Origin of the sequence: Exiguobacterium sp. RIT341 (assembly GCF_000632205.1) — a bacterium.
Classification (GTDB): Bacteria; Bacillota; Bacilli; order Exiguobacteriales; family Exiguobacteriaceae; genus Exiguobacterium_A.
Window position 1 is genome coordinate 58,392 of record NZ_JFYW01000010.1, and the last position, 26,757, is coordinate 85,148.

25 protein-coding genes and 1 riboswitch are annotated in these 26,757 nt (G+C 47.4%); of the genes, 14 read left to right on the forward strand and 11 right to left on the reverse strand.

Going from position 1 to position 26,757, the window contains the following annotated elements:
* Positions 1-134 precede the first annotated feature (134 nt).
* Genes gnd through BW42_RS12705 form a run of 4 tightly spaced genes read right to left on the reverse strand, consistent with a single transcriptional unit; the run spans position 135 to position 5,177 of the window.
* Positions 135-1,535, reverse strand: a complete 1,401-nt coding sequence (gene gnd, locus BW42_RS12690; RefSeq protein WP_035411788.1) for a decarboxylating NADP(+)-dependent phosphogluconate dehydrogenase — start codon at positions 1,533-1,535, stop codon at positions 135-137.
* A 20-nt stretch (positions 1,536-1,555) separates the two neighbouring features.
* Positions 1,556-2,902, reverse strand: a complete 1,347-nt coding sequence (locus BW42_RS12695; protein WP_035411791.1) for a GntP family permease — start codon at positions 2,900-2,902, stop codon at positions 1,556-1,558.
* A gap of 24 nt (positions 2,903-2,926) precedes the next feature.
* Positions 2,927-4,468, reverse strand: coding sequence for a gluconokinase (gntK, locus tag BW42_RS12700; protein WP_035411794.1), 1,542 nt, complete (start codon positions 4,466-4,468; stop codon positions 2,927-2,929).
* The gene (locus BW42_RS12705; protein ID WP_035411797.1) at positions 4,461-5,177 is read right to left on the reverse strand and encodes a GntR family transcriptional regulator; all 717 of its coding nucleotides are present in this window, start codon (positions 5,175-5,177) and stop codon (positions 4,461-4,463) included. The genes gntK and BW42_RS12705 overlap by 8 nt, the downstream gene beginning before the upstream one ends.
* Positions 5,178-5,359: 182 nt before the next feature.
* Here BW42_RS12705 and BW42_RS12710 point away from each other — a divergent pair, with 182 nt between their 5' ends.
* From BW42_RS12710 to mmuM, 4 genes are all read left to right on the forward strand, one after another.
* Positions 5,360-6,274: a ketopantoate reductase family protein gene (locus BW42_RS12710; RefSeq protein WP_035411800.1), complete on the forward strand. Its 915-nt coding sequence runs from the start codon at positions 5,360-5,362 to the stop codon at positions 6,272-6,274.
* Positions 6,275-6,478: 204 nt separating this feature from the next.
* On the forward strand, positions 6,479-7,945 hold the full coding sequence (locus BW42_RS12715; RefSeq protein ID WP_035411802.1) for a polysaccharide pyruvyl transferase family protein: 1,467 nt from the start codon (positions 6,479-6,481) through the stop codon (positions 7,943-7,945).
* A gap of 108 nt (positions 7,946-8,053) precedes the next feature.
* Positions 8,054-8,155, forward strand: a riboswitch (SAM riboswitch).
* 77 nt (positions 8,156-8,232) lie between these two features.
* Positions 8,233-9,636 carry an amino acid permease gene (locus BW42_RS12720; RefSeq protein ID WP_035411806.1) on the forward strand — a complete coding sequence of 468 codons (1,404 nt, stop codon included), beginning with the start codon at positions 8,233-8,235 and terminating at the stop codon, positions 9,634-9,636.
* Positions 9,611-10,543, forward strand: coding sequence for a homocysteine S-methyltransferase (gene mmuM / locus BW42_RS12725; protein WP_035411808.1), 933 nt, complete (start codon positions 9,611-9,613; stop codon positions 10,541-10,543). The genes BW42_RS12720 and mmuM overlap by 26 nt, the downstream gene beginning before the upstream one ends.
* Positions 10,544-10,614: 71 nt before the next feature.
* Here mmuM and BW42_RS12730 read toward each other — a convergent pair whose 3' ends face one another.
* Positions 10,615-11,037 (reverse strand): MarR family winged helix-turn-helix transcriptional regulator, encoded by a 423-nt coding sequence (locus BW42_RS12730; protein WP_035411811.1) that lies wholly within the window; start codon positions 11,035-11,037, stop codon positions 10,615-10,617.
* A gap of 182 nt (positions 11,038-11,219) precedes the next feature.
* On the opposite strand from BW42_RS12730, the gene BW42_RS12735 reads away from it, so the two are divergent.
* Positions 11,220-11,675 (forward strand): CBS domain-containing protein, encoded by a 456-nt coding sequence (locus BW42_RS12735; protein WP_035411814.1) that lies wholly within the window; start codon positions 11,220-11,222, stop codon positions 11,673-11,675.
* Positions 11,676-11,701: 26 nt separating this feature from the next.
* Entirely contained in the window at positions 11,702-12,940 is a 1,239-nt protein-coding gene (locus tag BW42_RS12740; RefSeq protein ID WP_035411817.1) for an MFS transporter, read from the forward strand.
* A 52-nt stretch (positions 12,941-12,992) separates the two neighbouring features.
* Here BW42_RS12740 and BW42_RS12745 read toward each other — a convergent pair whose 3' ends face one another.
* Positions 12,993-13,418: a DUF1801 domain-containing protein gene (locus BW42_RS12745; protein WP_035411820.1), complete on the reverse strand. Its 426-nt coding sequence runs from the start codon at positions 13,416-13,418 to the stop codon at positions 12,993-12,995.
* An 85-nt stretch (positions 13,419-13,503) separates the two neighbouring features.
* Here BW42_RS12745 and BW42_RS12750 point away from each other — a divergent pair, with 85 nt between their 5' ends.
* A complete protein-coding gene (locus tag BW42_RS12750) occupies positions 13,504-13,851 on the forward strand; it encodes a hypothetical protein (RefSeq protein WP_035411823.1) in 348 nt (115 codons plus the stop codon).
* A 77-nt stretch (positions 13,852-13,928) separates the two neighbouring features.
* On the opposite strand, the gene BW42_RS12755 is transcribed toward BW42_RS12750, so the two are convergent.
* Both BW42_RS12755 and BW42_RS12760 read right to left on the reverse strand, forming a co-directional pair.
* Positions 13,929-15,101 carry a M20 family metallopeptidase gene (locus BW42_RS12755; protein ID WP_052019146.1) on the reverse strand — a complete coding sequence of 391 codons (1,173 nt, stop codon included), beginning with the start codon at positions 15,099-15,101 and terminating at the stop codon, positions 13,929-13,931.
* Between the two features lie 140 nt (positions 15,102-15,241).
* Positions 15,242-16,072, reverse strand: coding sequence for an SDR family oxidoreductase (locus BW42_RS12760; RefSeq protein WP_035411826.1), 831 nt, complete (start codon positions 16,070-16,072; stop codon positions 15,242-15,244).
* Between the two features lie 135 nt (positions 16,073-16,207).
* On the opposite strand from BW42_RS12760, the gene BW42_RS12765 reads away from it, so the two are divergent.
* Both BW42_RS12765 and htpG read left to right on the forward strand, forming a co-directional pair.
* A complete protein-coding gene (locus BW42_RS12765; RefSeq protein WP_035411829.1) occupies positions 16,208-17,077 on the forward strand; it encodes a hypothetical protein in 870 nt (289 codons plus the stop codon).
* A gap of 82 nt (positions 17,078-17,159) precedes the next feature.
* Entirely contained in the window at positions 17,160-19,022 is a 1,863-nt protein-coding gene (gene htpG / locus BW42_RS12770) for a molecular chaperone HtpG (protein WP_035411832.1), read from the forward strand.
* A 55-nt stretch (positions 19,023-19,077) separates the two neighbouring features.
* Here htpG and BW42_RS12775 read toward each other — a convergent pair whose 3' ends face one another.
* Both BW42_RS12775 and BW42_RS12780 read right to left on the reverse strand, forming a co-directional pair.
* On the reverse strand, positions 19,078-19,815 hold the full coding sequence (locus BW42_RS12775) for a hypothetical protein (protein ID WP_035411835.1): 738 nt from the start codon (positions 19,813-19,815) through the stop codon (positions 19,078-19,080).
* Positions 19,816-19,937: 122 nt separating this feature from the next.
* Complete coding sequence (locus BW42_RS12780) at positions 19,938-20,261, reverse strand: heme oxygenase (protein WP_035411837.1); 324 nt, start codon at positions 20,259-20,261, stop codon at positions 19,938-19,940.
* 86 nt (positions 20,262-20,347) lie between these two features.
* Here BW42_RS12780 and BW42_RS12785 point away from each other — a divergent pair, with 86 nt between their 5' ends.
* The 5 genes from BW42_RS12785 (at position 20,348) to BW42_RS12805 (ending at position 25,402) form a co-directional block, all read left to right on the forward strand.
* Entirely contained in the window at positions 20,348-21,007 is a 660-nt protein-coding gene (locus BW42_RS12785) for a methyltransferase (protein WP_081780430.1), read from the forward strand.
* A 12-nt stretch (positions 21,008-21,019) separates the two neighbouring features.
* Positions 21,020-21,901, forward strand: a complete 882-nt coding sequence (locus BW42_RS12790; protein ID WP_035411840.1) for an ABC transporter ATP-binding protein — start codon at positions 21,020-21,022, stop codon at positions 21,899-21,901.
* The gene (locus BW42_RS12795) at positions 21,901-22,704 is read left to right on the forward strand and encodes an ABC transporter permease subunit (RefSeq protein WP_155960203.1); all 804 of its coding nucleotides are present in this window, start codon (positions 21,901-21,903) and stop codon (positions 22,702-22,704) included. Before BW42_RS12790 ends, BW42_RS12795 begins: the two co-directional genes overlap by 1 nt.
* A gap of 124 nt (positions 22,705-22,828) precedes the next feature.
* Positions 22,829-23,902 (forward strand): 23S rRNA (adenine(2503)-C(2))-methyltransferase RlmN, encoded by a 1,074-nt coding sequence (rlmN, locus tag BW42_RS12800; protein WP_023469793.1) that lies wholly within the window; start codon positions 22,829-22,831, stop codon positions 23,900-23,902.
* A 63-nt stretch (positions 23,903-23,965) separates the two neighbouring features.
* The gene (locus BW42_RS12805) at positions 23,966-25,402 is read left to right on the forward strand and encodes a DEAD/DEAH box helicase (protein ID WP_035411845.1); all 1,437 of its coding nucleotides are present in this window, start codon (positions 23,966-23,968) and stop codon (positions 25,400-25,402) included.
* 21 nt (positions 25,403-25,423) lie between these two features.
* Here the strand turns inward: BW42_RS12805 and BW42_RS12810 are convergent, their stop codons facing one another.
* Positions 25,424-26,740 (reverse strand): NAD(FAD)-utilizing dehydrogenase, encoded by a 1,317-nt coding sequence (locus tag BW42_RS12810; protein ID WP_035411848.1) that lies wholly within the window; start codon positions 26,738-26,740, stop codon positions 25,424-25,426.
* Between the last annotated feature and the right edge of the window lie 17 nt (positions 26,741-26,757).

Below are 26,757 nucleotides of genomic sequence, written 5' to 3' on the forward strand. Positions count from 1 at the left end.
ATCTAATACTAATTTCATATAGACCAACACTTTTGTCAAGGTATAATCGGTAATTTCTTATTTCAGGAAAGATTGTGTGAACAAAAAAAGAAATCCCGACTCCTAAATGAAACAGGAGTCGGGAGCTGTATTCCTTATTGCCAGTCCGTATGGAAAATGCCTTCGCGGTCTGTCCGGGCATACGTGTGAGCGCCGAAATAATCGCGTTGGGCTTGCAACATGTTGGCATTCGAGTTTGCTGTCCGGTAGCTATCGTAATACGTCAGTGACGTCGATAGAGATGGGAGTGCAAAACCAGATAACGCTCCCTCGGCAACGACGTGACGTAACGATTCTTGATACGCCTGTACTTTCTCAGCGAAGAATGGGGCGAGCATCAAGTTCGAGAGGTTCGCGTCGTTTTTAAACGCTTCACTGATGACGTTCAAGAAGTCGGCCCGGATGATACATCCACCACGGAAGATCAAGGCGATCTCCTCAAGGCGTAAGTTCCAGTCGTATAGTTCAGACGATGTCCGGTACTGGGTGAAGCCTTGCGCGTATGCGGCAACTTTCCCCATATAAAGCGCTTGACGAATCCGTTCGACCCACGCGTCTCGCTCAAGCGTTGACAAGTCTTCTGGTCCCTTTAGGACAGCAGACGCTGCGACGCGTTCTTCTTTAATAGCTGAAAGGTAACGCGCGAACAGGGCTTCCGTGATGATCGAAGAGGCGATCCCATTATCAATGGCTTGCAGGCTCGTCCATTTTCCAGTTCCTTTTTGACCGGCTTGATCGAGAATGACATCAATCAACGGTTGCCCTGTCTCATCATCCGTTTTTCGGAGGATGTCCGCTGTAATCTCAATCAGGTAACTTTTCAGTTCACCTTCGTTCCACTCAGCGAAGATGTCCGCGACTTCCGTGACGTCGAGTCCGAGACGGAAACGGAGGAAGCTATACGCTTCAGCAATCAGTTGCATGTCCGCATACTCGATTCCGTTATGAACCATCTTGACGAAGTGACCAGCGCCTTTCGGACCAATATAGACACAACATGGATCGCCTTCAACGTGAGCGGCAATCTTCGTCAAGATCGGTGCGACATGTTCGTAGGCTTCTTTCGATCCACCCGGCATGATCGCAGGACCGGTCCGTGCACCGACTTCACCACCCGATACGCCGACGCCGATGTATTCGATGCCGTGTCGTTGGAGTTCGTCGAAGCGACGTTCCGTATCAAGGAAGTGGGAATTCCCACCATCCATGATGATGTCGCCTGTTTCAAGATGTGGAAGTAACGATTCGATGACTGAATCAATCGCGCTGCCGGCCGTGACCATCATGAAGATTTTACGCGGACGGGCGAGTGACTGTACGAATGCTTCGATATCGTAGTACGGATGAAGTGATAATCCCTCATCGTGTGCGACGAGATCGTCCGTTAAATCACGTGTGTAGTTATAGATGGCGACTTCTTCTTGATGACTCGCCATATTCAGTGCTAAGTTGCGTCCCATGACGCCAAGTCCGATGACTCCGATAGAATGTTGCATAAGTAGAACGACTCCTTTTCTTAGACGACGAGGCTGAGGAGAAGAACGAACCCAAGTCCACAAACGGAAATGATCGTCTCAAGCACAGTCCATGTCGCAAACGTTTCTTTTAATGATAATCCGAAATACTCTTTAAACATCCAGAAGCCCGCATCATTGACGTGTGAAGCGATTAGACTACCCGCACCAGTCGCAAGGACGACGAGCGCTAAGTTGACGTCAGATTGCTCCAGTAACGGAATGACGAGACCTGCTGTCGAAAGGGCAGCGACTGTCGCAGAACCAAGTGAGATTCGCAGAATCGCAGCGATCAACCAAGCGAGCAGAATCGGAGATAACGCCGATCCTTCAAATAATTGTGCGACGAATGTACCGACGCCGCCGTCAATCAAGACTTGTTTGAAGGCACCGCCACCACCGATGATCAATAGCATCATCCCGATTTGGGCGATGGCCGTCGTACAAGATTCCATGACCGTTTGCATCGGAATCTTACGGGCGATCCCCATCGTGTAGACCGCGACGAGTAACGAAATCAACATCGCCGTCGAGGCGTTCCCGATGAACTCGATCGCCGAGATGACGCTACTCTCACCCAAGCCGAGTGTTTCTTGTAAAAGCGTGAAGATCGTTGCGACCGACATCAAGAGGACCGGTAGCATCGCAGTGAAGACACTAATACCGAAACCTGGCGTCTCGTCTAAATCAAATTCTTTTTGTTCCCCGAGTGACGCGATGTTTCCTGTGCGTGTAAACGATTCAGGTACAAGTCGTTTCGCGATCTTCGTAAAAACAGGACCAGCAATGATGACTGTCGGAACAGCAACGATGAAACCATACAATAAGACTTCCCCGATATTGGCTTTATACTCCCCTGCGATGACGGTCGGACCTGGGTGAGGTGGTAAGAAGCCGTGCGTGACAGACAGTGCTGCGACCATTGGGATCCCAAGATATAAGATCGAGACGCGGAGCTGGCGTGAAATCGCAAAGACGATTGGAATCAACAGAACGAGTCCGACTTCGAAGAAGAGTGCGATTCCGATGATGAACGAAGCAACGACGACCGCCCATTGGATGTTCTTTTCCCCGAATCGTGCGACAAGCGTCATCGCGATTCGCTGCGCCCCCCCGGCGTCAGCGATTAGCTTTCCAAGCATCGCACCAAGACCAAAGATCAGAGCTAGGTGACCGAGTGTTCCTCCGATACCGGCTTCGATCGTCTTGACGATCTGATCGAGCGGCATACCGAGTAATAGTGCAACGCCAAAGGAAACGATGATGAGTGAAACGAACGTATTTAATTTTAACCCCATGATGAGAACGAGCAATGCGACGATCCCAATTCCTACGATGACTAAAGGCATGATGACTTCCCCCAAAAGATTAAGTTAGTTTTCCTCTTGAATCAAGCTCCGTTGATACATAGCAATTCGTTTGTGGTCTTCGGATAATGTCCGCGCTAGACTAATGAAAATCGGTAAAAGCTGACGATATTCATGCATCGCTTCTTCATTTGGTACATGGCGATGTGTTTCCCCAATCATCTTGGATACGACTTCGAACGAATCGATTTCCCCTGTCGCATACAGTCCGAGAATACAAGCGCCAAGACATGAACTTTCGAAACTTTCCGGAATGACGACTTCCGACTCAAAGATGTCCGCCATCATTTGGCGCCAGACTTCAGACCGGGCAAATCCACCGGTTGCCTGAATCCGCGTCACAGGACCATCCATGCATTCGACGAGTGCGAGGAAGACGGTATACAGATTGTAGATGACGCCTTCTAGTGCTGCCCGGATCATGTGCTCTTTTTTGTGTGAGAGCGTCAAACCGAAGAATGAACCGCTGACGTCCGGATTCCATAGCGGTGCTCGTTCACCGGACAAGTAAGGATGGAACAACAGACCGTCGGACCCCGGGCGGACGCGTTCGGCAATCTTCGTCAGGACAGCATACGGATCGATGCCGAGGCGTTTTGCTGTCTCGACTTCTGCTGAAGCAAGTTCGTCACGAATCCACCGTAAGACCATTCCTCCGTTATTGACGGGGCCGCCGATGACCCAGTGGTCCTCGGTCAGTGCGTAACAGAACGTTCGTCCTTTTTCATCCGTCTGTGGACGATCAATGATCGTTCGGATGGCACCGCTCGTTCCGATCGTGATCGCGATTTCCCCTTTGCGAATCGCGTTGACACCTAAATTGGAGAGGACACCATCACTGGCACCAACTAAGAACGGCGTATCGACGGATAGTCCCATTTGTCGTGCGTAATCAGTATTAAGTCCGGTACATGACGTCGTTGTCGGTACGGGTTCCGATAAATAGCTTGCATCGATACCTGCGACATGCAGTGCGCCCGTATCCCAACCTAATTCATGAATATTAAAGAGACCAGTTGCTGAAGCGAGAGAGTGGTCGATGACATATGTTCCGAACAGTCTTTGGAACACGAACTCCTTGATCCCGACATACTTTTTCGTTTGAGCGTGGAGCTCCGGACGATCTTCGACGAGCCAACTGATTTTGCTAAGCGGTGACATCGGATGAATCGGTGTCCCGGTCCGGTGATAGATCGAGAGACCATATTGTTCCTTAATCTTGTTCGACCATGCTTCACTCCGACTGTCCGCCCATGTGATGCAGGCAGTCAACGGTTGATGTTGTGCGTCCATCGCAATCAAACTGTGCATGGCACTACTGAACGCGACGAACTTCGGTGGCATGCTCGGATGACGTTTTGTGATCAATCGGATGGATTCGAGTACGGCATCAAAAATTTCTTCCGGATCCTGTTCCGCCGTCGAACGGTTCGGTGTGTGGAGTGGGTAACCGACGTTCGTTTGTCCGATGACCTCTCCTTTTGTCGTAAATAAGACTGCTTTCGTACTCGTCGTTCCGATATCGACGCCTAACATGTATTCAGTCATGTGAATCGACTCCTTTCGACATCATTTGTTGCGTTTTCCAGAGATCTTCGACTTCCTGAACATCATCAAAGTTCTGATGTAAGGAAGCAACCATCCGTTCACGATCTCCTGTCTCGATCGCTTCGATATACAAGGCATGGTTCGCGAGGATGCGTTCAAAGTCTTCGATGTCTTCCTCGAATCGTACCCGCATTGATAGGAGGATGAAACTTTCCATGACTGGTTTGAGATTTTGCCAAATCATGCTGACATACCCATGATCGATCGAGCGGATGATCGTTTCATGAAACAGTACGTCTTGGAAAGAGAATTCATCAGCATCCTTATATTTGATGGCAACCTTCATCATTTCGAGAATTTTGCTGAGTTCACGGACGAGTTCTGCCCGTTCGACCTTAACAAGTCGCTCGAAGACGAACGTTTCGATGAGTAACCGGACATCATAGATTTCTTGAATGTCGCGCTCGGATAAACCGACGACGACCGCTCCCATTCGTTCGAGACGAATCAACTGTTCGGCTGCAAGCACCTTTAACGCGTCACGGACAGGTGAGCGACTGACTGAAAAATCAGAGGCTATTTTGTTTTCGGATAAGATGGTACCGCTTTCAATTTTTCCTGAAATGATCCGCATTCGTAGTTCGTGCGCGACACGATCTCCGGCAGAAGCTTTTGACAACCACTTCAAGGGGTATAACAGTTCTGACATAAAATCACCTGATTTCTAGAGTGAGTATACTTGTATACAAGTTAGTATATACGTTTTTCTCTAAAATGCAAACGCTTCACTTAAATCTTAGAGATTCAACTGGCAATCAGGAAATCGGTTCCAAATATGTTAGGGTGAAGGAGTAATCAATAACCAGAACGGGTAAGGAGGAGATAGTACATATGAACATTTTAGTTGTAGGTGCAGGAGCAGTCGGAGGTTATTTCGGGGGCCGTCTTGCTGAGCAAGGTGAACAGGTGACCTTTCTCGTCCGTCCGAAGCGATATGAACAATTACAAAAAACAGGTCTACAGATCACTAGTCCTCATGGCGATATCACGATCACGCCTCAGTTAGTGACACGAGACATGCGACCGGATCACGTATTTGATGTCGTTTTGCTTTCGACGAAAGCCTATCACTTAGATGATGTCTTAAAGGATCTTACGCCATTCGTTTCGAACGAGACGTATATCATTCCTTTATTGAATGGCATGCAACATATTCGTCGGTTAACAGAAGTCTTCGGAGAAGAGCGTGTACTGGGCGGTCTTTGCTTCATTGAATCGACGCTTGATGCAGAAGGACGCATTTTACAGACGAGTCCGTCACATCGACTGTTGTTTGGCTCACGAACCGGCAAACCAACAGCTCGTTTGCAGGAGATCGCAACACGTTTTGCGAAAGCGAAGGCACCGATGGCGTACTCGATGCATATCATGGATGACATGTGGCAAAAGTATCTTTTCATTTCGACATTTGCGGGTGTGACGACGCTATTTCGTTCAGCGATCGGTTCGATTCGGGAAGAAGCTGTCGGGCGTCAGATGATTGTAGACGTCATGAACGAAGCGAAACAGGCGATGGAAGAACAGGGCGCGGTCTTCAATGACGATACAGAAACGGTGCTATTGAAGCAGATGCATGCGATGGAAGATACGATGAAATCGTCGATGTTGCGCGATATGGAAAAAGGTCAGCCAGTCGAAGTGGAACATTTTTTCAGCGCCTTGTTAAAACCTACTTCGACAGAACGGTTCAGAGCTTTAAAATTAGTCGAAGCAAACTTACGCATGTATCTTGGAACGATTAAATAGTTACATTTTTCTATTTTAGAAAAATAATGGAGTAGTACAAATGTTTCGTTTTGATGACGAAAGACCTGTTTCCCCTAGGAATCGTTGACTTCCGAAATAAAATTCATCTATTGTTAATGAGATTGAAAAAAAGTGATAATATATTTTTCCACATTTTTTCTTGCAAGGACGAATGAAGCAGACGAGAGGGGAAGTTTATCCATTATGAAACGTATTATTATTCGTGCAGGTATGACACCATTCGAACAGTTCGATGCTCCTTATTTGATGAAACATAATTCCATTGGAGGAAACGTTGGAAATCTCATTTATCAATACAGTATCTTTCGGACGTTGATGACAGAAGGTACGACGATTACACCGGACTATTACTATTACGATGAAGAACGGGCGGACGAAATCAATGCCAACTTTGATCTTTATGTCATTCCGTTAGCGGACGCATTCCGAAAAGAATTCGTACCGACGTTGCGGAAGTACACCCGCCTTATCAAGAAATTAAAAATTCCAGTCGTCGTTATTGGTGTAGGATTACGTGCACCGTTTGAACCAGACTTAGATGGTGGATTCCCGTTCGATGAAGATGTTAAAGCATTCGTCAGTGCCGTTCTCGAGCGCTCAAGCATGCTTGGTCTTCGTGGGGAAATCACGTCGAAATACTTGACGCGTCTTGGTTTTCGCGAAGGCATTGATCATCGTGTCATCGGATGTCCTTCGATGTACGCGTTTGGTCGCGACTTACATATTCGTGAAACGAACATTACGCCCGAGTCGATGATTACGGTCAACTCGTCACGTTTAGCACCACAAAATGTTCTTGATTTCATTACGCGCGGAATGGAAGAGTATCCGAATCATTACTTCATTCCCCAATGGATGAAGGAACTGAAATTGACGTATACAGGAACGCATCCGATCGCAGATTTGTCCGTGACGAACTATCCGGTGAAGATGTCGGATCCTGCTTACATGAACGATCGTGTTCGTTTCTTCTTGAACGCACAAACATGGTTCGATTTCATCGGGCAGGCAGACCTCAGTTTTGGTGCGCGCTTGCATGGAAATATCACAGCAACGCTTGCGGGTACGCCGAGTATCCTCATTCCAAAGGATGCACGAATGCGCGAACTAACGGATTATCATCAGTTGACGCATATTTGGGCGAACGACATCAAAGCGGATACACAATTATCCGACGTCGTAGCCAATGCTGATTTCCAAAGTCCAGTACGTGTTCAAGCACGTAACTTCGACAACTTCGTTGATTTCTTGAACGTGAATGATCTTGAACACATTTATCAAGAGACGAACTATCCTGAGAATGTACCGTTTGACCGTCAAATGGCGCAAGCGGAACTACTTCCACCGGTTCAACCGATTTCTGGCGTGAGTCTCGAAGAAGCAGTAGCTCGTTTCGAACGCTTCTTCCCGGAACAAGAGAAGAAGATCGCGGATGCGCAAAAACAGGCAAAAGCGCAATTGGCCGAAAAAGATAAGAAAATCAAAGCATTGCAGAAACAGACAACGACGACTCAAAAAGATCAGGAAATTGCGGCGCTCAAAGCACAACTGGCTGCTCAAACGAAGAAAATGAAGCATCAGCAAGGAACATTGAACCGGAAAGCGGTTCGGGCAGCCTTAAAGACAGCGGATTTATTTGCTAAAAAATAAAACGTTCTAACATTCCGGATCATTACGATACGGAATGTTTTTTAATAGGAGTATTCTGAATTGCGTTGACAATTCGGAAAAGACTTGATAGGGTTAGGAACAATTACATACTTATCCAGAGAGGTGGAGGGACTGGCCCTATGAAACCTCAGCAACAGGTCGAAAGATACTGTGCTAATTCCTGCGGGTGTTGCACCCGATCGATAAGATTTCCGAATTGTCGACCGACGCATCCGTGAGGATGCGTTTTTTGTTTGAAATAGGTGGAACGAGGAGGAAATGGATTCATGAAAACGAGCGGAGCTTTTCGACGCAAGATGGAATCACGTCATCTGATCATGCTGTCGTTAGGAGGCGTCATTGGAACAGGATTATTTTTAAGTACAGGTTATACGTTGGAACAAGCGGGACGTGTCGGAACGATTTTGTCGTATTTGATAGGAGCCGTCGTCGTCTACTTAGTCATGCTAAGTCTTGGCGAACTCGCTGTACACATGCCGGAAACCGGATCATTCCATAAGTACGCAACGAAGTATATCGGAACCGGTACCGGTTATACGGTGGCCTGGCTCTACTGGCTGACGTGGACGGTCGCCCTTGGTTCAGAATTCACGGCAGCAGGCATTTTAATGCAACGTTGGTTCCCGTCGATTCCAGTCTGGGTGTTCAGTGCATTATTCGCTGCGATGATCCTTGGTATCAACGTCTTGAAGGTCCGCGTATTTGCTGAAGTCGAGTTTTGGTTCTCCGCCATTAAGGTCGTAACGATCATTGCTTTCATTTTACTTGGTGCGGGAGCCATCGTTGGCTTCATCCCATTACAAGATGGTAGCCCAGCACCATTCTTTTCTTCCTTAACGGAAGGAGGATTGTTTCCAAATGGAGCATTTGCGATCTTCATGACGATGCTTGCTGTGAACTTTGCTTACTCAGGAACGGAATTGATCGGCGTCGCAGCGGGTGAAGCGGTCGATCCGAAGCGGACGATTCCGCTTGCGATCCGAACAACGATTTTGCGACTCGTCCTCTTTTTCGTCGGTACGATCATCGTATTAGCCGTCTTATTGCCAACGGAAGGGAAGGGCGTGCTCGAAAGTCCGTTCGTTGCGGTGTTCGAACGAATCGGAATTCCGTATGCGGCAGACGTGATGAACTTCGTCATTCTGACAGCGATCTTGTCGGCAGCGAACTCTGGGCTTTACGCTGCCTCCCGGATGCTTTGGTCGCTTGCGAACGAACGCATGATTCCGCGCTTCTTCGCCCAGGTGACGCCAAGTGGGGTTCCACTTCGAGCTGTATTGTTCAGCATGCTTGGCGGAGGACTTGCTTTGCTGTCTAGCATCTATGCAGCAGGAAGTGTCTATATTGCGCTCGTCTCGATTTCCGGCCTTGCTGTCGTCGTCGTCTGGATGAGTATCAGCGTTGCGCAGTATCGCTTCCGGAAACAATTCCTCCGCGAAGGGCATACGGTCGACGAATTGGTCTATCGTACACCACTCTTTCCATTGGTACCGATCGCCGCTTTCGTCGTCTGTTTGATTTCCCTGATTGGTATCGGATTTGATCCGACGCAACGAGTCGCCTTGTATTGCGGTATCCCATTCATCGTGATCTGTTATGTCGTTCATGCGTTCACGAATTCTTCTCAGAAACGGAGTGTTGAAGATGTCCCGAATCAAAAATCCAGTTGATCAACGATTACAGGAAGTTCCTTTCCTAATTTTAGATGGTGCGCTTGCGACTGAACTCGAACAAAAGGGATTCGACCTGAACGATGCACTCTGGTCAGCACGCCTCTTAATCGAAGCACCGGAACAGATTGAGCGTGTCCATCACGATTACTTTGAAGTGGGCGCCGATGTTGCGATCACCTCAAGCTATCAAGCAAGTATCGAAGGATTCAAGCAACGTCACATCACGACCGAGGAAGCACAAGCGTTAATTCGACAAACGGTTACCTTAGCGCAAGATGCACGGACGCGTAGCGGAAAGAGTGCCGCATTGATTGCGGGATCAGTTGGTCCTTATGGTGCCTACTTAGCAGATGGTTCTGAGTATCGCGGTCATTATGGTGTGTCAGCAGATGTGCTAGAAGCCTTCCACAGACCGCGCATCGAAGCATTGATTGAAGCGGGGGCTGATCTGCTGGCATTCGAGACGATTCCGTCGCTTGAGGAAGCTGTCGTGTTGTTCGGGATTCTCGAAGCGTTCCCGGAAGTATCTGCTTGGCTGACGTTCTCGCTTCAAGATGCGACGCACATCAGTGAGGGAACACCGCTTGCGATATGCATCGAGACAATCGGACAGCATCCGCAACTTGCAGCAATCGGCGCAAATTGTTTTCCGGCATCCTACGCGACCGACTTCATCCGTCACGTTAAGACGTTGACGAGTGTTCCAATCATTGTCTATCCGAACTCCGGTGAAGTCTATGATCCGGTCGCAAAGACGTGGTCGGGTACGAATCAGTGCACGTCGTTCCAAGCCATCGCAAAGACATGGTATGAAGCTGGAGCACGATTGATTGGCGGTTGTTGTAGAACTTCACCGGAACATATCGCGCAAATTCGTTCGGTTTGCCAGGTTTCTCATACGTGATGAATGATGACGAAAAAACGGACACGAAATCAATCGATTTCGCGTCCGTTTTTTTTAATGGTGTGATTCCATTACCGTTCGCGCAAGGCGCGATTGAATTGTTGCAATAGGCGTCCGAAATCTTCTGCATCATCCGCTGGCCAGTCTGTCAGTAGACGTTCGATGCTCGCGAGACGTGCGGTTCGGTAGATGGTGAGTTCTTGTTGTCCTTTATCTGTAATATGATAGAAAAAGGCTCGCCCATCTGTCGGATCTTTTACTTTTTCAACGAGTTGCTTCTGATCGAGTGCCGCTGCTTGGCGACTGACGGTCGAGACATCGAGCTGAAGTTCACGGGCAAGTGTTTTAACACCGACGTTACCGGAATCCGCTAATTGTCGCAGTAAGAGATAAGAAGCACGGTCCAAATTACGATTGTCTGCCGTCGCCGTCGTTAAGCGCCGGATCAGGATCGCTAACTCGAGTTCAATAGTTTCGAGTGATTGTTGAGACATCGGGTATCTCCCCTTTCAAAAAAGTCTCTCTGTCCCTCATGATTACCCAATGTGGATAAGCTGTCAATGCGAAAAGCAGGAGGCTTGACAGAGTTGTAGTTGTATTATACAATCATTTTTGTTCTTTTAATTGTATCATACAACTTTCGTAGATGAGAAACGAACGACAAAGGAGAATTCAGATGAAAGCTTATGAATCGATGAAACAAGAGGTCATTACGGTAAACGATACAGATCTGATTCGTACGGTCATCGAACGATTCATTCAATCTGGTATTAGCGGCGTACCCGTCATCAATGCCGAGCAAGAGGTCGTCGGTTATATCAGTGACGGAGATATCATGCGCGCGATCGGAAAACACAAGGACATCATCGTCGATACATTCTTATATGTAGATGTCATCAAAGGAGACGAAGAAGATTATGAAGATCGAATTCGTCATATCTTGAATCGACCTGTCATGGAACTTGCACGCCGGAAGGTTGTAACAGCAGACGCTGATACAGAAATGGAAGAGATTGCAGCAACGCTCGGTTCAAAACGGATCAAAAAGCTTCCAATCCTTAAGGCAGGACGTCTTGTTGGGATCATTAGTCGAGGCGACGTCATCCGCCATTCGTTTAAACAGTTCATATAATACATTCAATAGAAAGAAGGGACACTATGGCACTTGCTGAAAAAACAACGACGCTTGAGCCGGAAACGGTATTAGCGGAAAGCAAACATGGATTATTCCATCAACCGGTTGCTGTTTGGGCAGTCTTTTTCGCCAGTATTACAGCATTCATGGGAATGGGACTCGTCAATCCCGTCTTACCGACGATTGCCGAGAATTTAGAAGCGTCCAAAAGTGAAGTAACGCTCTTATTTACAAGTTATAACGCCGTCATGGCATTCGCGATGTTAATTACAGGCGCGATCTCATCACGGATTGGTCAAAAAGGAACATTAATGCTCGGGATCGCCGTCATCGCAACTGTTGCTGGTTTTGCTTCACAAGCAGACAGCATTTGGACGCTCGTCGCGTTACGCGGTGGATGGGGACTTGGGAACGCTTTGTTCGTTGCAACCGCACTGGCTGCGATCGTTTCGCTGTCGTCAGGCGGAACAGCAAAAGCCATCATTTTGTATGAAGCAGCCGTTGGTCTTGGGATTTCGATTGGACCGCTATTAGGCGGAACACTCGGTTCGATCACATGGCGCGCCCCATTCATGGGTGTTGCGACAATCATGGTCATCGCGTTTCTCGTCTTGCTCTTCTTGATGCCAAAACCAGCAGCATCTGCTGCACCAAAACAAAAGTTATCATTAAAAGCACCGTTCCAAGCGATGAAGCATCGTTCGCTCTTGACACTCGGGATCGTTGCGGCGCTTTATAACGTTGGTTTCTTTACGATCATGGCCTATGCACCATTCGTCATGAAACTACCAGCGAAAGGACTCGGATTCGTCTTCCTCGGTTGGGGGATGTTGCTTGCGATCACATCAGTCTTAACGGCTCCGAAACTGAAACAATGGTTCGGAACGATCAAAGCGATGATCATGATGTTGATCACATTCGCGATCTTGCTTCTGTTGATGGGGATTTTCACGGAAACTCCAGCCGTCGTCATCGTCTGTGTCATCTTGGCGGGAGCTGTGCTTGGGAATAACAACACGCTCATCACGACAGCTGTCATGGATGCAGCACCTGTCGAACGTTCGACAGCATCTGCGGCATACAGTTTCCTACGTTTTCTCGGGGCAGCCATCGCGCCATTCATGGCCGGTAAATTGGCTGAAATCTTCAACGCAAATCTACCGTTTTATGTCGGAAGTGGCTTCGTCCTCTTATCCGTCATCATCATCGGGGTCAATCTCAAACACATTCGCCATATCGACCGGACGGAAGGCGGACATTAATTCGATAACAAGACAGCCGAAGCGCATTCGCTTCGGCTGTTTTTGATTGAAATCAAGAGGGGTACATGGTTTTTAACGTGCGGATCGAGTGCTCGATCATTTCCCGAAGTATGCCTAAGTCGATGTCAGTCAGTCGTTTGACGTAGATGCAGGACTTACCGCGTCGATACGTACCGAGACTGGCAAGCAGTCGTTCTGAGACTGCGTCTTCACCAAGTGCGAGATAAAGGACGAGGTTCGTCTTCCGCGGAGAAAAGCCGACATAAAAGCTATCGCCCTCGCGGCCGGAGGCATAGCGATAATGGTAGGAACCAAAACCAATCAAGGATGAACCCCAAAGTACGGCTTCATATCCCGTGACATCTTCGAAGAACTGACGTAGTGTGATACCATCTGCTTGACGTTGCGGCGGTTCGACTTGTGTCAGAAAGGCATCAACGGACTGTTCGGTAGGACCTGTCTTTGGCGTATCAGGCATAAGCAGAATCCTTTCGGATGAAGAAGATATGGGTTACTTTCGAGAAGTGCTAGTAAATATCCTGTGGCTCAGAGGTGGAAATCGAATGAAGCATCGTATCGTGTTTCGAGGAGAAGAAAGCAGTGTACTATGGGAAATCTTACACGTATATCCAACGCAAGAAGAACTAACGATTCAGATGGTAGGGCGGAATAGTGAACACCAGTTTTCAGTTACATTCAATCAATATGATGCGTTCATCCGTAACTTTGCTCACGTCCATGAGTCGTTACACGGTGAAGTCGTATTCGAGCAGGGAGTAATTCGACTCCGCTTACGCTATGACCGACTTGGTCGTGTCTTCATCAGTTGGTCTGACGGACAAACGAGTCACCAGTTTCGCAGTGATCAAAGTTATTTAAGTGAGGCGTTAGCACAACTTGGCGTCTACTGAATCAGCTGATGAAAGGCGCTAACACAAAAAGAAGGGACGACATTCGGTTACAATATCGAATGTCGTTCCTTCTTTTTTTAATGTGATGGGAGCGATTGATGTAATGGTGTGTTGATCAAGTTGAAGCAAAACGCAATCGTTTGTTCATATTCGGATAACGGAATCGATTCATCCACTTGGTGTGCGAGACGGAAATCATGGAATGAAGCGATTGCGATTGGAAATGACTTTTTCGCTTGGCTGAACATCGCACCATCCGTTCCACCTGGAATAGCGATTTTTCGTGGTGTCACGCCGCTAACCTGCTCCATAGTATCCGCGACCTGTTGCAAGAAAGGCGCCTGTTCATCGGTTTCACAAGAAGGAATATCCTTGATGACGGTCACGTTCATATCAAACTCGGAATCTTCTGCTACAAGACGACGCTCGATAGCTGTAAAGGCAGCAAGAACGTCCGCTCGACCGAACCCGGGAATCGTCCGGATATCCATATAAAAGGAAGCCTGACTCGGAACGACATTCGGTCCTTCGCCTCCTGAAATCGAGGTGATCGACGCAACGACTGGACCAAGCGCCGGATGATGATTCGCTGTAATCGAGAAGCGTTCCGACTTCACTTCCTGGATGACGCGATAGACGTCATCGATCGCATTACGTCCGAGTTGAGGGGCAGAGCTGTGTGCACTTTTCCCACGACATGTCACTTCGATCCCAACGACACCTTTTTGTGCATAACCGATCATTCCGCTTGTTGGTTCTGTGATCAGTAAAGCGTCTAAATCATCCGCGTGTCCTTGTTCGGTCAAATGACGAGCACCCGTCATTCCATTCTCCTCATCGGATGTAATCAGAAGTTTGATAGTGTTTGGTCGTTCTTGACGTTCTCTATATTGAATCAGTGCTTGCACCATTGCCATGACACCTGATTTCATATCAGAAGCCCCACGACCATAGATGCGGCCGTCTTCGATTTCGCCACCATATGGATCTTTCGTCCAGCCGTCTTCTTGAACTGGAACCGTATCGAGATGACCAGATAGACCGAGGACGGCAGGACGTGAAACATCCTCGCTCGCAGGGACGGTCGCGACGAGACAAATTCGTTTTGGTGAAACTTCAATCCATTCTGTCGAGATCTGATGATCGACCAATACATCGTATACGTAACGTGCGACGGCTTCTTCTCCGTCCATCGGATTGACACTTGGAATTTGAAGACACCGTTGTAAGTAAGTAATCGCTGTTTGCATGAATTTTTCCCCCTTTACCTGTAGTGTACCCTGATAAAAATACTTCAGGGAGGTAAACTAATTCAGAAAATAATTTACGGTACTGAACGTCTTGAGGTAAAAGAAAAGCGGTGCAACTAAAGGGTTACACCGCGCATTGCTCATTCACTTTTTTCTGCTTCGTCTTTCCACTTCGAATCGATTAACATCTCTCCCGGCCATGTATAAGCCATGATGCCGCCATCCGCCGTGATGTCCTCACCTGTGACATATGAGCTGTCGTCAGAAGCAAGGAAGAGGGCGACCGTTGCCATCTCGCGTGGTTTACCGAGTCGACCGAGTGGTGTGATCCAGGCGTTCGCATCGCGGAACTGTTTGCCTTGTTCTTTTTCTTTTTCACCGACGAGTGTATCGATGAGTGGTGTTTCAATCGTTCCTGGCGATAACGAATTGACACGAATACCATGACGCGCGTAATCGATTGCCATCGCGCGAGTGAAGTTCGCGATTCCGCCTTTCGCTGCGTTATAACCAGACCGGTTCAAGTCAGCTGCGCGACCCGACATCGATGACGTGTTGATGATCGAACCACCGTTATCCAGCATGAGTGGAATCAAGAATTTACTGACGAGGAATGTACCGCGTAAATCGACAGCGATGATCCGGTCGAAGAGATCGATTGGATACTCGTGGACTTTCCCGCCTTGTTCATCGATTCCGGCATTGTTGAAGAGGACGTCGACCGTACCGTATGTCTCTTTGACATGCTTCGCAAGTTGCTCAACACTCTCGACGTCTGAGACGTCGACATGGACGGCTTCCGCTTTCCCGCCTTGTTGTGTAATCTGTTCTACTGTTTGTTTTGCTTTTTCAAGTGAGACATCGGCACAAACGACCGTTGCTCCTTGTTCTGCAAATACAAGCGCAGTCGCTTGTCCAATCCCTGTTGCCGAGCCGGTAATGACAGCTATTTTTTGATCCAGTCTACCCATTGCTAAATCCCTCCTAAGTCGTATCGTTCACCTTATGAAACATTCCCGGAGAAATGGAGATTAAACCCATCGATGCGTCTAGTAATAGAAGATAAGGGGTACATCTTCAACAGCATAATCGCTGTAAAAAGGGAGATGAGAACGCTGACATCCGATCAATGGCAACTTGCCAAAAAATTATTACAGGAAGCTGTCGAGTATCAAATGACGCTCGAGAAAAGTGCGTTCGCAGATCAACTGATTGATCAAACGACACCTGTCCTTTGGTTTGGTGATGCGACGCGTAGCAGTTGGGTGACGATCGCGACGAACCCATCCCGAACGCAGTTTTTAGACCGGACGGGCGCATTACGATTCGACGAGACCGGTCCGCTCTTTATTCGTCCGAAGTCGATGTCATGGGAGGATTATCTGCAGGAGGAGACGCTGACAGATTCAATCCGGCGGTTCAATCGTTACTTTAAACAACCAAATGTGTACCGGACCTGGTTCGGTCGACCAGGTGGGGGTAAGCTCGAAGGATTCTTGAACGGACTCGGTGCGTCGTTTTACGAAAAGACGTTTGATCCAGTCATTCACTTGGATTTTTTTCCGTTTCCGACGCACCACTACATGGGAGCGATCAAAGAACGCAGCGTGTTGGAAGATAGTCCGTTCGGTCAGACATTTTTGTTACGCCTGCTTGAACTGTTTTCGATAAAAGGAATCATCCTGCTCGGTAAGGAACACACGGAACGATTTGCGAAGCTCGAACCAGATATCGATTGGACAACCTATCGACCAACGGATTATCCAGACGCGATTTTTCAAATCGGCTTCTCGTCACGATTTCAGGTCCCCGTCGTCGGACTCCACTTCAAACCGAGTGAGCAGTTCATCGGTCTCGGTAATCGAAAGGATGAAAAAGGCGTCAGCCATGGCACCTATGGGTCAGCGGAACACTTACGTCAAATCGGAAAAATCGTCCGTGAAAAAGTCGCGACATACAGTGAAAAAGGTGATTGACAGATATTTCGAACTCCCTAATAATAGGAGATGAATTAGCACTCTGTATGATTGAGTGCTAAAAAAGGGAGGCAGAATGAGCATGGAAACGAAACAATTTAAGGCGGAATCAAAACGATTGCTGGAGATGATGATTCATTCCATCTATACGCATAAGGAGATTTTCCTGCGCGAATTGATCTCGAATGCTAGTGACGCCATGGATAAGATGTACTACAAAGCATTGACGGACGAGACGATTTCGTTCGAAAAGGAACACTACAAAATTACGATCGAACCAAATAAAGAAGCACGTCAACTCATCATTCGTGATACGGGAATCGGAATGACGAAGGAAGAACTAGAAGAGAATCTCGGTACGATCGCAAAGAGTGGGTCGCTTGCCTTCAAGGCAGAGAATGAAGCACAAGATGGTCATGATATCATCGGTCAATTCGGTGTCGGATTCTATTCTGCCTTCATGGTCGCAGACGTCGTCACTGTCGTTACGAAACCGTACGGCAGTGCAGTCGCTTATAAATGGGAATCGCGTGGTGTCGAAGGTTATACGATCGAGGAAGTCGACAAAGAAACCGTCGGAACGGAGATTACGCTCCACATCAAGGCGAACGAGGAAGAAGAATCGTATGACGAATACCTCGAGACGTATCGTCTGCGCAGCATCATCAAGAAATACTCGGATTTCATCCGTTATCCGATCGAGATGAAGGAACTCGAACGTCAGCCGATCGAAGGCAGTGATGAGACGGAAGAGGTCGAGGTCGTCAAGACGATCAACAGTATGGTGCCGATCTGGCGGAAGAACAAACGAGAATTGACAGACGAAGACTATGCGAATTTCTACCAAGAGAAGCGGTATGGTTTTGACAAACCGGCAAAACACATTCATATCAGCGTCGATGGCGCCGTTCGTTATCAATCGATCTTATTCATTCCGGAACAGGCACCGTACGATTATTATTCGAAAGAATTTGAAAAAGGACTCGAGCTTTACGCGAATGGTGTGTTGATCATGGAAAAATGCAGTGATTTGTTGCCGGATCACTTCAGTTTCGTCAAAGGAATGGTCGACTCGGAGGACTTATCGCTTAACATCTCGCGTGAGTTGTTGCAACACGATCGTCAATTGAAACTGATCGCGAAAAATATCCAAAGTAAAATTAAAACACAACTCGAAGCACTTTTGCGCGAAGATCGCGCGAAGTACGAAACGTTCTATCAAGCGTTCGGACGTCAGCTGAAGTTTGGTATGTACAATGATTATGGCATGCATAAAGAACAGGTACAGGACCTGATCCTCTTCTACTCAGCGAAGGAGAAGAAGTTGATCACGCTCGCAGAATACGTCGCAGCGATGCCGGAAGACCAAGCGCATATCTACTACGCCGCTGGTGAGAGCACAAATCGTTTGGATAAATTACCGCAATCCGAGCTCGTCCGTGATAAAGGATATGACATCTTGTACTTCACGGAAGAGATCGATGAGTTCGCGATTCAGATGCTGATGACGTATGACGAGAAAACATTCAAATCAGTTACGAGCAGTGACTTAGGAATCGAAGCAGAAGAAGCAGAGACGACAGAGGCACAAGTAGAAATGTTCCAAGCGATGCAGGAGATCTTAAGTGGACAGGTCAAGGAAGTCAAAGCATCGACGCGTCTAAAATCGCATCCTGTCTGCTTTGCGACAGACGGCGCCGTCTCAATTGAGATGGAGAAAATCTTGAAAGCGATGCCGAATAATGAAGGGGTAGAAGCGGTCAAGATTCTCGAGTTGAACCCGTCACACCTGGTGTTTAAATCTCTTGAATCAGCTTATCAAAACGACCGTTCGAAATTTGAGCGCTATACAAAACTGATGTATCAACAAGCATTGCTTGTCGAAGGACTCCCACTCGAGGATCCAGTAGCATTCGCGAATGATGTGTGTTTATTAATGGTTTAAATTGAAATGACGCTATCCGTATGAGGATGGCGTCATTTTTCAAAAAAAGAATGAGCTACTCCGCAAAATGCTGAATGAGCTGTTTCATTAAGTACGGTTGATTCTCTTCAAACTGTTTTTTCCGATGACCATTCGCACCAGATGGATGAGGGAAGCCTGAAAGAAGCTGATGCTGTTCGATTCGTCCATCATGAATCAAACTACGGACTTGTGCTTCGACGACACGACCAAGTGGAATCAACAGTGTCGGTTTTCGTAGCTGATTGATTTCAGCGACGAAGTGTTCCTCCGCATAATGTCTCAATAAAGGACTGCGACTGATCTTCGGTTGATGCCCCGAATAATTTTTTTCCCGATAGAAGACGGGTTGCTTTAACAGTGACGTCGGATGTAATAATTCCTGATGTTGATGAAATAAGCTAGCCGTCGTCTCGATTCCAAGCAATGCTGGAAGCTCAAGTGCATCTAACATCTGGACGAGATTACGTCGCATCGTTCCAGCAAAACTGGCTGTATATTTGACGAGCCGTGCCGTCTCTTCTAGCGAAGCACCATGATGGAGCGCATCCGTCGCTTCCTCAAAGGCGATTCGCATCTGTTCAAAGCCAGGTGTGATCCCGACGATGACGACTTTAGCCTCAGTATTGATATATTCACCGATCGGAGAATAATAGACGGTTAGATTATTCTCCTGTTGCAATAAAAAATCATCCGTCCATAATTCATCACGTCGTAACGTACGATCGTCAGGTAAGCTACGAATGACTTGTTCAAATATAGTTAACGAATTCATGAAAGGTCCTCTTCTCTCTGTATTGGCACTATAATAACAAATAATACCATTTGAGACAAATACACCCTTTCACTATTTTGATATGGGCACACAAAAAGGACTCAAGACGAGTCCTTTTTAGTTTATTGCGCGCGTTCTTTGACCGAAGCGACTTCGTACGTCAGAATCTCGCTACCGAGCATTGGCGATTCTCCCGCTTCACTATTCGCCGGTCGACTATGGGACGCTTTGAAATCGTCACTTTCCCGCCATGCTTGGAAACTCTTCATATCTTCCCAGTACATGTTGACGTTCATCTCATCATGTTCTTCGATGTTTTGTGTCAACAAGACCTCGACGCGGATGAATCCATCCATCGTATCAAGTCCACTTGGACGTGTAAAACGAGGAGCGAGGGCAGCAGCCATTCCTTTTTTGACTTTAATACGGTTCGTAACGACGATCATTATGAAATCCCCTTTCAAAAAACGAATAATGTACTTCTTCAGTATAGTACGATGAAGGAAAGAATGCCGGAAAGAAGGAACAAACGATGAATGAACAGGAATACGATCAACGACTACGAATTGAGACCATTGAGATGCAACATCTTTATAGTGTGTTCAGTCACTACAATCGATATGAACCAACGCCCTATGCAGCATTAGACGAACTGTGCGAAACGTATTTGTTTCAAAAACAGGATACTGTCATTGACTTCGGATGTGGGAAAGGGCGCTTGAACTTTTACTTACACGACCGTTTTGACTGCTCCGTCATCGGAATCGAGATGAACGGACAATTTTACGAAGACGCGATCCGGAATATGGGGAACTACCAAAGTCGACGGAAGCGGCGTTCCGGAGGTTTACGATTTGAACAGGCGTATGCCGAGCAGTACGTCATTCCGGATGAGGCAAACAAGTTTTATTTTTTCAATCCATTCTCTTCGCAAATTTTCATGAAAATAGTCGATCACATCCTAGATTCAGTCGAGCGCTCCTCGCGTTCAGTTGATCTCATTTTGTATTACCCAACTGATGAATACCGGGAATATCTAGAGCGCCATACCGTATTTGATCAAGTTGATGAGATTCGATTGCAGGATCTTTATGACAAAAATCACGACGAGCGATTCGTCATCTATCGTTTTGATCCGAACAAACTGCTTCAAAACGGGTATGAATACAGTGATGAGCGAAATAAAGGATGAGGAGGTCGGATGATGATCCGTTTGGAGCATGTGACGAAGGAATTTGCGCCGGGACGCGGGATATTCGATGTCAGTTTTACGGTTGAGCCGGGTATGATATTCGGTTTTATCGGACCAAATGGATCCGGAAAATCAACGACGCTCCGGCATTTAATGGGACTACTGGCTGCGGACGATGGAAAAGCAACCGTCGGCGGTTTTGATTGCTGGAATCAAAGTAAAGAAGTAAAGCAGTTGGTCGGTTATTTACCGGGTGAAATTAGTCTGCCTGGAGAGATGACAGGAGCAGACATGCTGGATTTGATGCAGCGACTACACGGCAGCGATCCGGCACGGCGGCAATTGTTGTTGAAACGGTTTCCCTTTGAGACGAAGACAAAAATCCGAAAGATGTCAAAAGGAATGAAACAAAAACTGGCACTTGTCGGTTGTTTCATGAAGGATGCGCCGGTCTACCTACTCGATGAGCCGACAAGTGGACTTGATCCCTTGATGCAAGAGCGTTTTTTAGAGTGGATTGAACAGGAGAAACAAGCGGGAAAAGCGATCTTGATGAGTTCGCATCACTTTCCAGAGATGGAAAAGTCGTGTGATCGAGCCGCTTTAATCAAAGCGGGCCGCATCATCGTCGAATCCGATATTCATGCGTTGATTCGATCGAGTCGAAAGGTGTACACGATCGTTTTTCAAAGTGAGACGGAGGCGGCGCAATTCGCGAGGCAAGTCGGCGTTGAACCGAAGCGGACAGAAGTCAGTTTTCAAACGGATGAGACGTTAACCTTAAACCAGGTGATTGCTTATTTAACGCAGTATGATGTGCGATTGATCCGACAATCGGCGGATGATCTAGAACAGGTCTTTTTGCATTATTACGGCGAGGAGGAACCATCGTGATGTTGCTAATCCGCTCTTTATTCAAGCAAGTCAGAAAGCCTGTTCTTGCTTATTCGATTGGAACGAGTCTTTATTTGTTGATGCTTGCGTTGCTTTATCCATCGATGATGAAGACAGGTTTACTAGAAGCAAAGCTAGAAGCGTTACCTCCGGAAGTCTTGAAAGCCTTTCAATACGATAAGGTGACAGGATTCAACAATGTGCTTGATCTGCTCGATGGGAATTATTACGGATTGATCTTCCAAGTCATCGCGAGTCTATTTTTACTCTCGCTAGCAGCACGACTCGTCGCGCGACCAATCGACAATGGAGAATTGATCGTCTACCTAGCGGCACCGATCACACGAAATGACTATACGTTAGCAGTTGCAAGCGTCATCGGACTCGCTAGTCTTCTTCTCGTCACGCTGAACGGTCTCGTATTGATGGTAGCGGATTGGTGGATGAGCGGAATTACGATCGATACTATGGTATTATGGCGAATTCAACTCAATGCGCTAATGTTACTCTTTGCAATTGGTACATTTACGTTATTCATTGCGACGTTATTCGATGAAGAACGACGTGCTTTTTCGCTTGCTGGTAGTGTACTCATCCTATCGATCGTCTTGACGATTCTGTCTGAACTGAGTGACAAGACAGAGTGGCTCCGTTATCTATCCGTCTTCTCCTTATTCAATACGACGCAATTACTAGAAGGAACGAATCATTTTCTGCTCCATTCGGTCATCCTATTCGTCCTATTTCTCATTTTCTTGACTGGAGCATTCGTTCAATTCGGGCGTCGAAGTCTGTCGATTTGATCGAAAGTGACGAAAAAAATTTACAGAAACTGAACATTTAGGATTTGAACGTTGCGTCACGCGCTGATTTTTACTAAGATAAAGGAATGTTGTAGTTCTGGAAAAAGAAATGAGGTCTTTTGAAATGAATAAACCATCCATTTATGGATTAACGCTTGAGCAGATGACAGAATGGTTATCGAATCAAGGGCACAAACCATTCCGTGCCAAACAAGTATGGGATTGGCTCTACCGTAAACGTGTCACGACTTTCGCGGAAATGACGAATGTCAACAAGGATTGCCTTGAGTTGTTAGATCAGAGTTTTACGATTGACTCGATGACAGAAGCGGTCAAGCAAGAATCAGCGGACGGAACAATCAAGTTCCTCTTCAAATTATATGATGGCAACTTGATCGAAACGGTTTTGATGCGTCATAAATACGGTCTTTCTGTCTGTGTTACGACACAGGTTGGCTGTAACATCGGCTGTAGCTTCTGTGCAAGTGGTCTCATCAAGAAGAGCCGCGACTTGTCAGCAGGCGAAATCGTTGAGCAGATCATGAACGTTCAACATCACCTCGATGCAGTCGGAAACGAAGAACGTGTCAGCCACGTCGTCGTCATGGGTATCGGTGAACCGTTCGATAACTTCGACAACATGGTCGACTTCTTGAACGTCATCAAGGACCACAATGGTCTTGCAATCGGTGCGCGTCACATCACGGTTTCAACAAGTGGTTTGGCAGACAAGATCTACAAGTTCGCTGACTTAAAACTCCAAGTCAACTTAGCTATCTCGCTTCACGCACCAAACAATGAATTGCGTACGCAAATCATGAAAATCAACCGGGCGATTCCGCTTGAGAAATTGATGCCAGCAATCGATTATTACGTTCAAACAACGAACCGTAAAATCACGATCGAGTATATCTTGCTTCGTGGCGTCAACGACCAAAAGGAACACGCGGTCGAACTCGCGAAATTGTTTGAAGACAAACGTCACCTGACGTATGTCAACTTGATTCCGTACAACCCAGTCGATGAGCACGGTCAATATCAACGCAGTACGTCTGAAGATATCACGACGTTCTACGATACGTTGAAGAAGAACGGCTTGAACTGTGGTGTTCGTCTTGAGCACGGAACAGATATCGATGCTGCGTGTGGTCAATTACGTAGTAAGCAAATCAAAAAAGATAAAGTAGCATCCAAATAATTCGTTGGGCTTCTCATCGTTTCGGTGGGAAGCTTTTTTTACGATAAGAAATGAGGACATCCTATGACACGTATACGATTCAATGATTTTAACTTAAGCACACCGATTCTCGACTCGATCGAGCAACTTGGATACACGGCACCAACCGAAGTCCAGCAATCGGTCATTCCCGTTGTATTATCCGGAAAAGATGTCATCGTCAAATCACGGACAGGAAGTGGGAAGACGGCTTCCTTCGCAATCCCCCTTTGTGAACTCGTCGAGTGGGAAGAAAACAAACCACAAGTCTTAGTCTTGACGCCAACACGTGAGCTTGCCTTGCAGGTCAAAGAAGACATCATGAACATCGGACGCTATAAGCGGATCAAAGCGACGGCCGTCTTCGGCAAGCAACCGTTCCGTGGACAAGTCACGGAACTCAAACAAAAGACACACGTCGTCGTCGGTACACCGGGACGTGTACGCGATCATATCGAGCGGGGCACGCTATCGCTTGAGAAAATCCGTTACGTCGTCTTGGATGAAGCCGATGAAATGCTGAATATGGGCTTCCTCGATCAAGTCGACGCCATCTTGTCCGAGTTACCAAAAGATCGGATGACACTCTTATTCTCTGCGACCTTCCCGGAAGATATCGCACAGTTGAGCAATCGTTACATGGATGCACCGAAACGAATCGAAGCGGGTGAAACCGTCGTCTCAACGATTACGCATAGTTATATTCCGGTGACGGATAAGACGAAATTCGCGATTCTAAAAGATGTCCTCGTCGCTGAAAACCCGGATCGCTGTATGATTTTCTGTCGGACGAAAGAACATGTCGATTTCGTTGCGAATGGTCTCCGTGCACATGACTATCCGGTTGAAGCGATTCACGGAGGAATGGAACAAGACGATCGACTCGATGCGATGAAGGCGTTCCGTGCCGGTAAATTCCGGATTCTCGTTGCAACAGACGTCGCAGCACGCGGTATCGATATCGAGAACATCACGCATGTCATCCAGTATGATCTCCCTGTCGAACGAGAAAGCTACGTTCACCGGACCGGTCGGACGGGTCGTGCAGGAGCAACTGGACAAGCAATTAGTCTCGTCACACCAGCAGACGAACGTCGCCTGAAGGAAATCGAGCAATATCACGGGAAGCTGACACGCCGCCAAGCACCGACGGAAAAGGACTTGATGCGGACAGCGGATGCGTTCGAAGAGAAAATGGCGACGGCAGATACGCGTTCGTCGAAAACGGAACAGCTCGATGCCGACATCATGAAGTTGTTCTTTAACGGCGGAAAGAAAAAGAAACTTCGTGCCGTCGACTTCGTTGGAACGATCGCGAAGATTGAAGGCGTCACAGCAGACGATATCGGGATTATCTCGATTCAGGATACGTTGACGTATGTCGATATCCTGAACGGCAAAGGTCCGCTTGTCTTACGAGCGATGAAGACGACGAAAGTCAAAGGGAAACAATTGAAGGTGTATGAAGCATTCAAGAAGTAAAACAAGCCGGTCCATCTCCGCTTAGGCGAAGAGGGACCGGCTTGTTTGCGTCAAAGCATGTCCGAGATGAAGTCCGCTAGCGGCTGCTTGGGCAAGAGAGTGCGTTGCACCAGAGCAATCACCGATCGCATAGACACCGGAGCATGTCGTCTCAAATGTTTCTGACGTCTCAAGCATCGGTGCGTAAAACTTACCATCTAGTCCATAAAGTAACGTATCTGCTGGAAGTTCCGTCTCAAGGAGTCGCTCGAGGCGTTTTAAAAAACCTTCTAAGACGAGGAGGTCTTCCACAGGTACTTCCGCGTGTAAATCTCCAGGGGAAGCAGCTAGCGAAGGGATGATTCCGTTATGAAGCAATTGATCCGTTGTTGTCGCTCGCGATTTTCGAAAGTCACTGAGGCGCTGGACAACGATGCGATCCTGTCCTTGATTGATTCCTCCGATAACGCGTGTGGCGTATGCATTGGCTTGTGCTAACGTCGAAAAATAACGCGGGAGAAACAGTGTAAAGTTCAAATTCGTTGATCCATCTGCCGTCTCATGGACGTTTTGACCGTCCGGCATGACGAGTCCTTCTTGATATTTGCGGATGATCCGTCCGCATGGATTCATGCAATAGGTGACGGCTTTACCATAAGGTGAGTCGTAACCGAGCTTTGTCTCGAACGTCTCCTGTAGTAATGTTCGAAATAGTGCCTCATCCGTCTCGACCCGCACTCCGAGATCAAGTCGGGTCCGCTGTGGGATGACACCAAGCGTCGCTAACTGTTGCAACGTAAAGTCTGCACCGGAACGACCTGTCGCGAACACGATCCGTCGACTTACGAAGGTTTCGTCCGCTGTTTTAATCGTAAACGCCTCCGACTTCGTGATCTGTTCGATCGTCGTTTCGAAACGAGCATCGAGTCGTGGCAATAAAGCATCCTCAAACGCCGTGAAGACGCCAACTGTCCGTGCTGTGCCTAATTGACGGACGGTCGTCTCGACCGTATGGAGACCAGCACGACGGGCGCGAATTGCGACAGCAGGTGAATGCGTCGAGTAGGTCTCGATCATATCGGCACCGTATGTACATAAAAGATTATCGACTTCTTGGAACAGTCGTCGTGTCGTCTCTTCACCGATTTTTGAGACGAGTTCTCCGCCGAATCCCATCGCATAATTGAATTTTCCTTCTGATTTTCCAAGCCCTGCAAATCCAAGATACGCATCTTCTACTGTTCGCTTGCGGATTGGTTTTCCTGCATCGAGCAGTAAGACGCATTGCCCATCTTCAACGAGCTGATGAGCAAGGAAGATTCCCGCTACACCGGCTCCGATAATCGTCACATCATACATTACAGACGCCTCCTTTT

What these genes read in the sequence shown, in the direction of transcription:
- BW42_RS12735 (WP_035411814.1), top strand. Translation starts at nt 11,220, where the DNA reads ATGAAAGCTTATGAATCGATGAAACAAGAGGTCATTACGGTAAACGAT.
- BW42_RS12750 (WP_035411823.1), top strand. Translation starts at nt 13,504, where the DNA reads ATGAAGCATCGTATCGTGTTTCGAGGAGAAGAAAGCAGTGTACTATGG.
- BW42_RS12745 (WP_035411820.1), bottom strand. Translation starts at nt 13,418, where the DNA reads ATGCCTGATACGCCAAAGACAGGTCCTACCGAACAGTCCGTTGATGCC.
- BW42_RS12705 (WP_035411797.1), bottom strand. Translation starts at nt 5,177, where the DNA reads ATGTCAGAACTGTTATACCCCTTGAAGTGGTTGTCAAAAGCTTCTGCC.
- BW42_RS12785 (WP_081780430.1), top strand. Translation starts at nt 20,348, where the DNA reads ATGAATGAACAGGAATACGATCAACGACTACGAATTGAGACCATTGAG.
- BW42_RS12810 (WP_035411848.1), bottom strand. Translation starts at nt 26,740, where the DNA reads ATGTATGATGTGACGATTATCGGAGCCGGTGTAGCGGGAATCTTCCTT.
- BW42_RS12720 (WP_035411806.1), top strand. Translation starts at nt 8,233, where the DNA reads ATGAAAACGAGCGGAGCTTTTCGACGCAAGATGGAATCACGTCATCTG.
- BW42_RS12760 (WP_035411826.1), bottom strand. Translation starts at nt 16,072, where the DNA reads ATGGGTAGACTGGATCAAAAAATAGCTGTCATTACCGGCTCGGCAACA.
- BW42_RS12695 (WP_035411791.1), bottom strand. Translation starts at nt 2,902, where the DNA reads ATGCCTTTAGTCATCGTAGGAATTGGGATCGTCGCATTGCTCGTTCTC.
- BW42_RS12715 (WP_035411802.1), top strand. Translation starts at nt 6,479, where the DNA reads ATGAAACGTATTATTATTCGTGCAGGTATGACACCATTCGAACAGTTC.
- gnd (WP_035411788.1), bottom strand. Translation starts at nt 1,535, where the DNA reads ATGCAACATTCTATCGGAGTCATCGGACTTGGCGTCATGGGACGCAAC.
- BW42_RS12780 (WP_035411837.1), bottom strand. Translation starts at nt 20,261, where the DNA reads ATGATCGTCGTTACGAACCGTATTAAAGTCAAAAAAGGAATGGCTGCT.
- BW42_RS12740 (WP_035411817.1), top strand. Translation starts at nt 11,702, where the DNA reads ATGGCACTTGCTGAAAAAACAACGACGCTTGAGCCGGAAACGGTATTA.
- BW42_RS12730 (WP_035411811.1), bottom strand. Translation starts at nt 11,037, where the DNA reads ATGTCTCAACAATCACTCGAAACTATTGAACTCGAGTTAGCGATCCTG.
- BW42_RS12790 (WP_035411840.1), top strand. Translation starts at nt 21,020, where the DNA reads ATGATCCGTTTGGAGCATGTGACGAAGGAATTTGCGCCGGGACGCGGG.
- BW42_RS12755 (WP_052019146.1), bottom strand. Translation starts at nt 15,101, where the DNA reads ATGCAAACAGCGATTACTTACTTACAACGGTGTCTTCAAATTCCAAGT.
- BW42_RS12775 (WP_035411835.1), bottom strand. Translation starts at nt 19,815, where the DNA reads ATGAATTCGTTAACTATATTTGAACAAGTCATTCGTAGCTTACCTGAC.
- BW42_RS12765 (WP_035411829.1), top strand. Translation starts at nt 16,208, where the DNA reads ATGAGAACGCTGACATCCGATCAATGGCAACTTGCCAAAAAATTATTA.
- BW42_RS12795 (WP_155960203.1), top strand. Translation starts at nt 21,901, where the DNA reads ATGTTGCTAATCCGCTCTTTATTCAAGCAAGTCAGAAAGCCTGTTCTT.
- rlmN (WP_023469793.1), top strand. Translation starts at nt 22,829, where the DNA reads ATGAATAAACCATCCATTTATGGATTAACGCTTGAGCAGATGACAGAA.
- BW42_RS12805 (WP_035411845.1), top strand. Translation starts at nt 23,966, where the DNA reads ATGACACGTATACGATTCAATGATTTTAACTTAAGCACACCGATTCTC.
- gntK (WP_035411794.1), bottom strand. Translation starts at nt 4,468, where the DNA reads ATGACTGAATACATGTTAGGCGTCGATATCGGAACGACGAGTACGAAA.
- htpG (WP_035411832.1), top strand. Translation starts at nt 17,160, where the DNA reads ATGGAAACGAAACAATTTAAGGCGGAATCAAAACGATTGCTGGAGATG.
- mmuM (WP_035411808.1), top strand. Translation starts at nt 9,611, where the DNA reads ATGTCCCGAATCAAAAATCCAGTTGATCAACGATTACAGGAAGTTCCT.
- BW42_RS12710 (WP_035411800.1), top strand. Translation starts at nt 5,360, where the DNA reads ATGAACATTTTAGTTGTAGGTGCAGGAGCAGTCGGAGGTTATTTCGGG.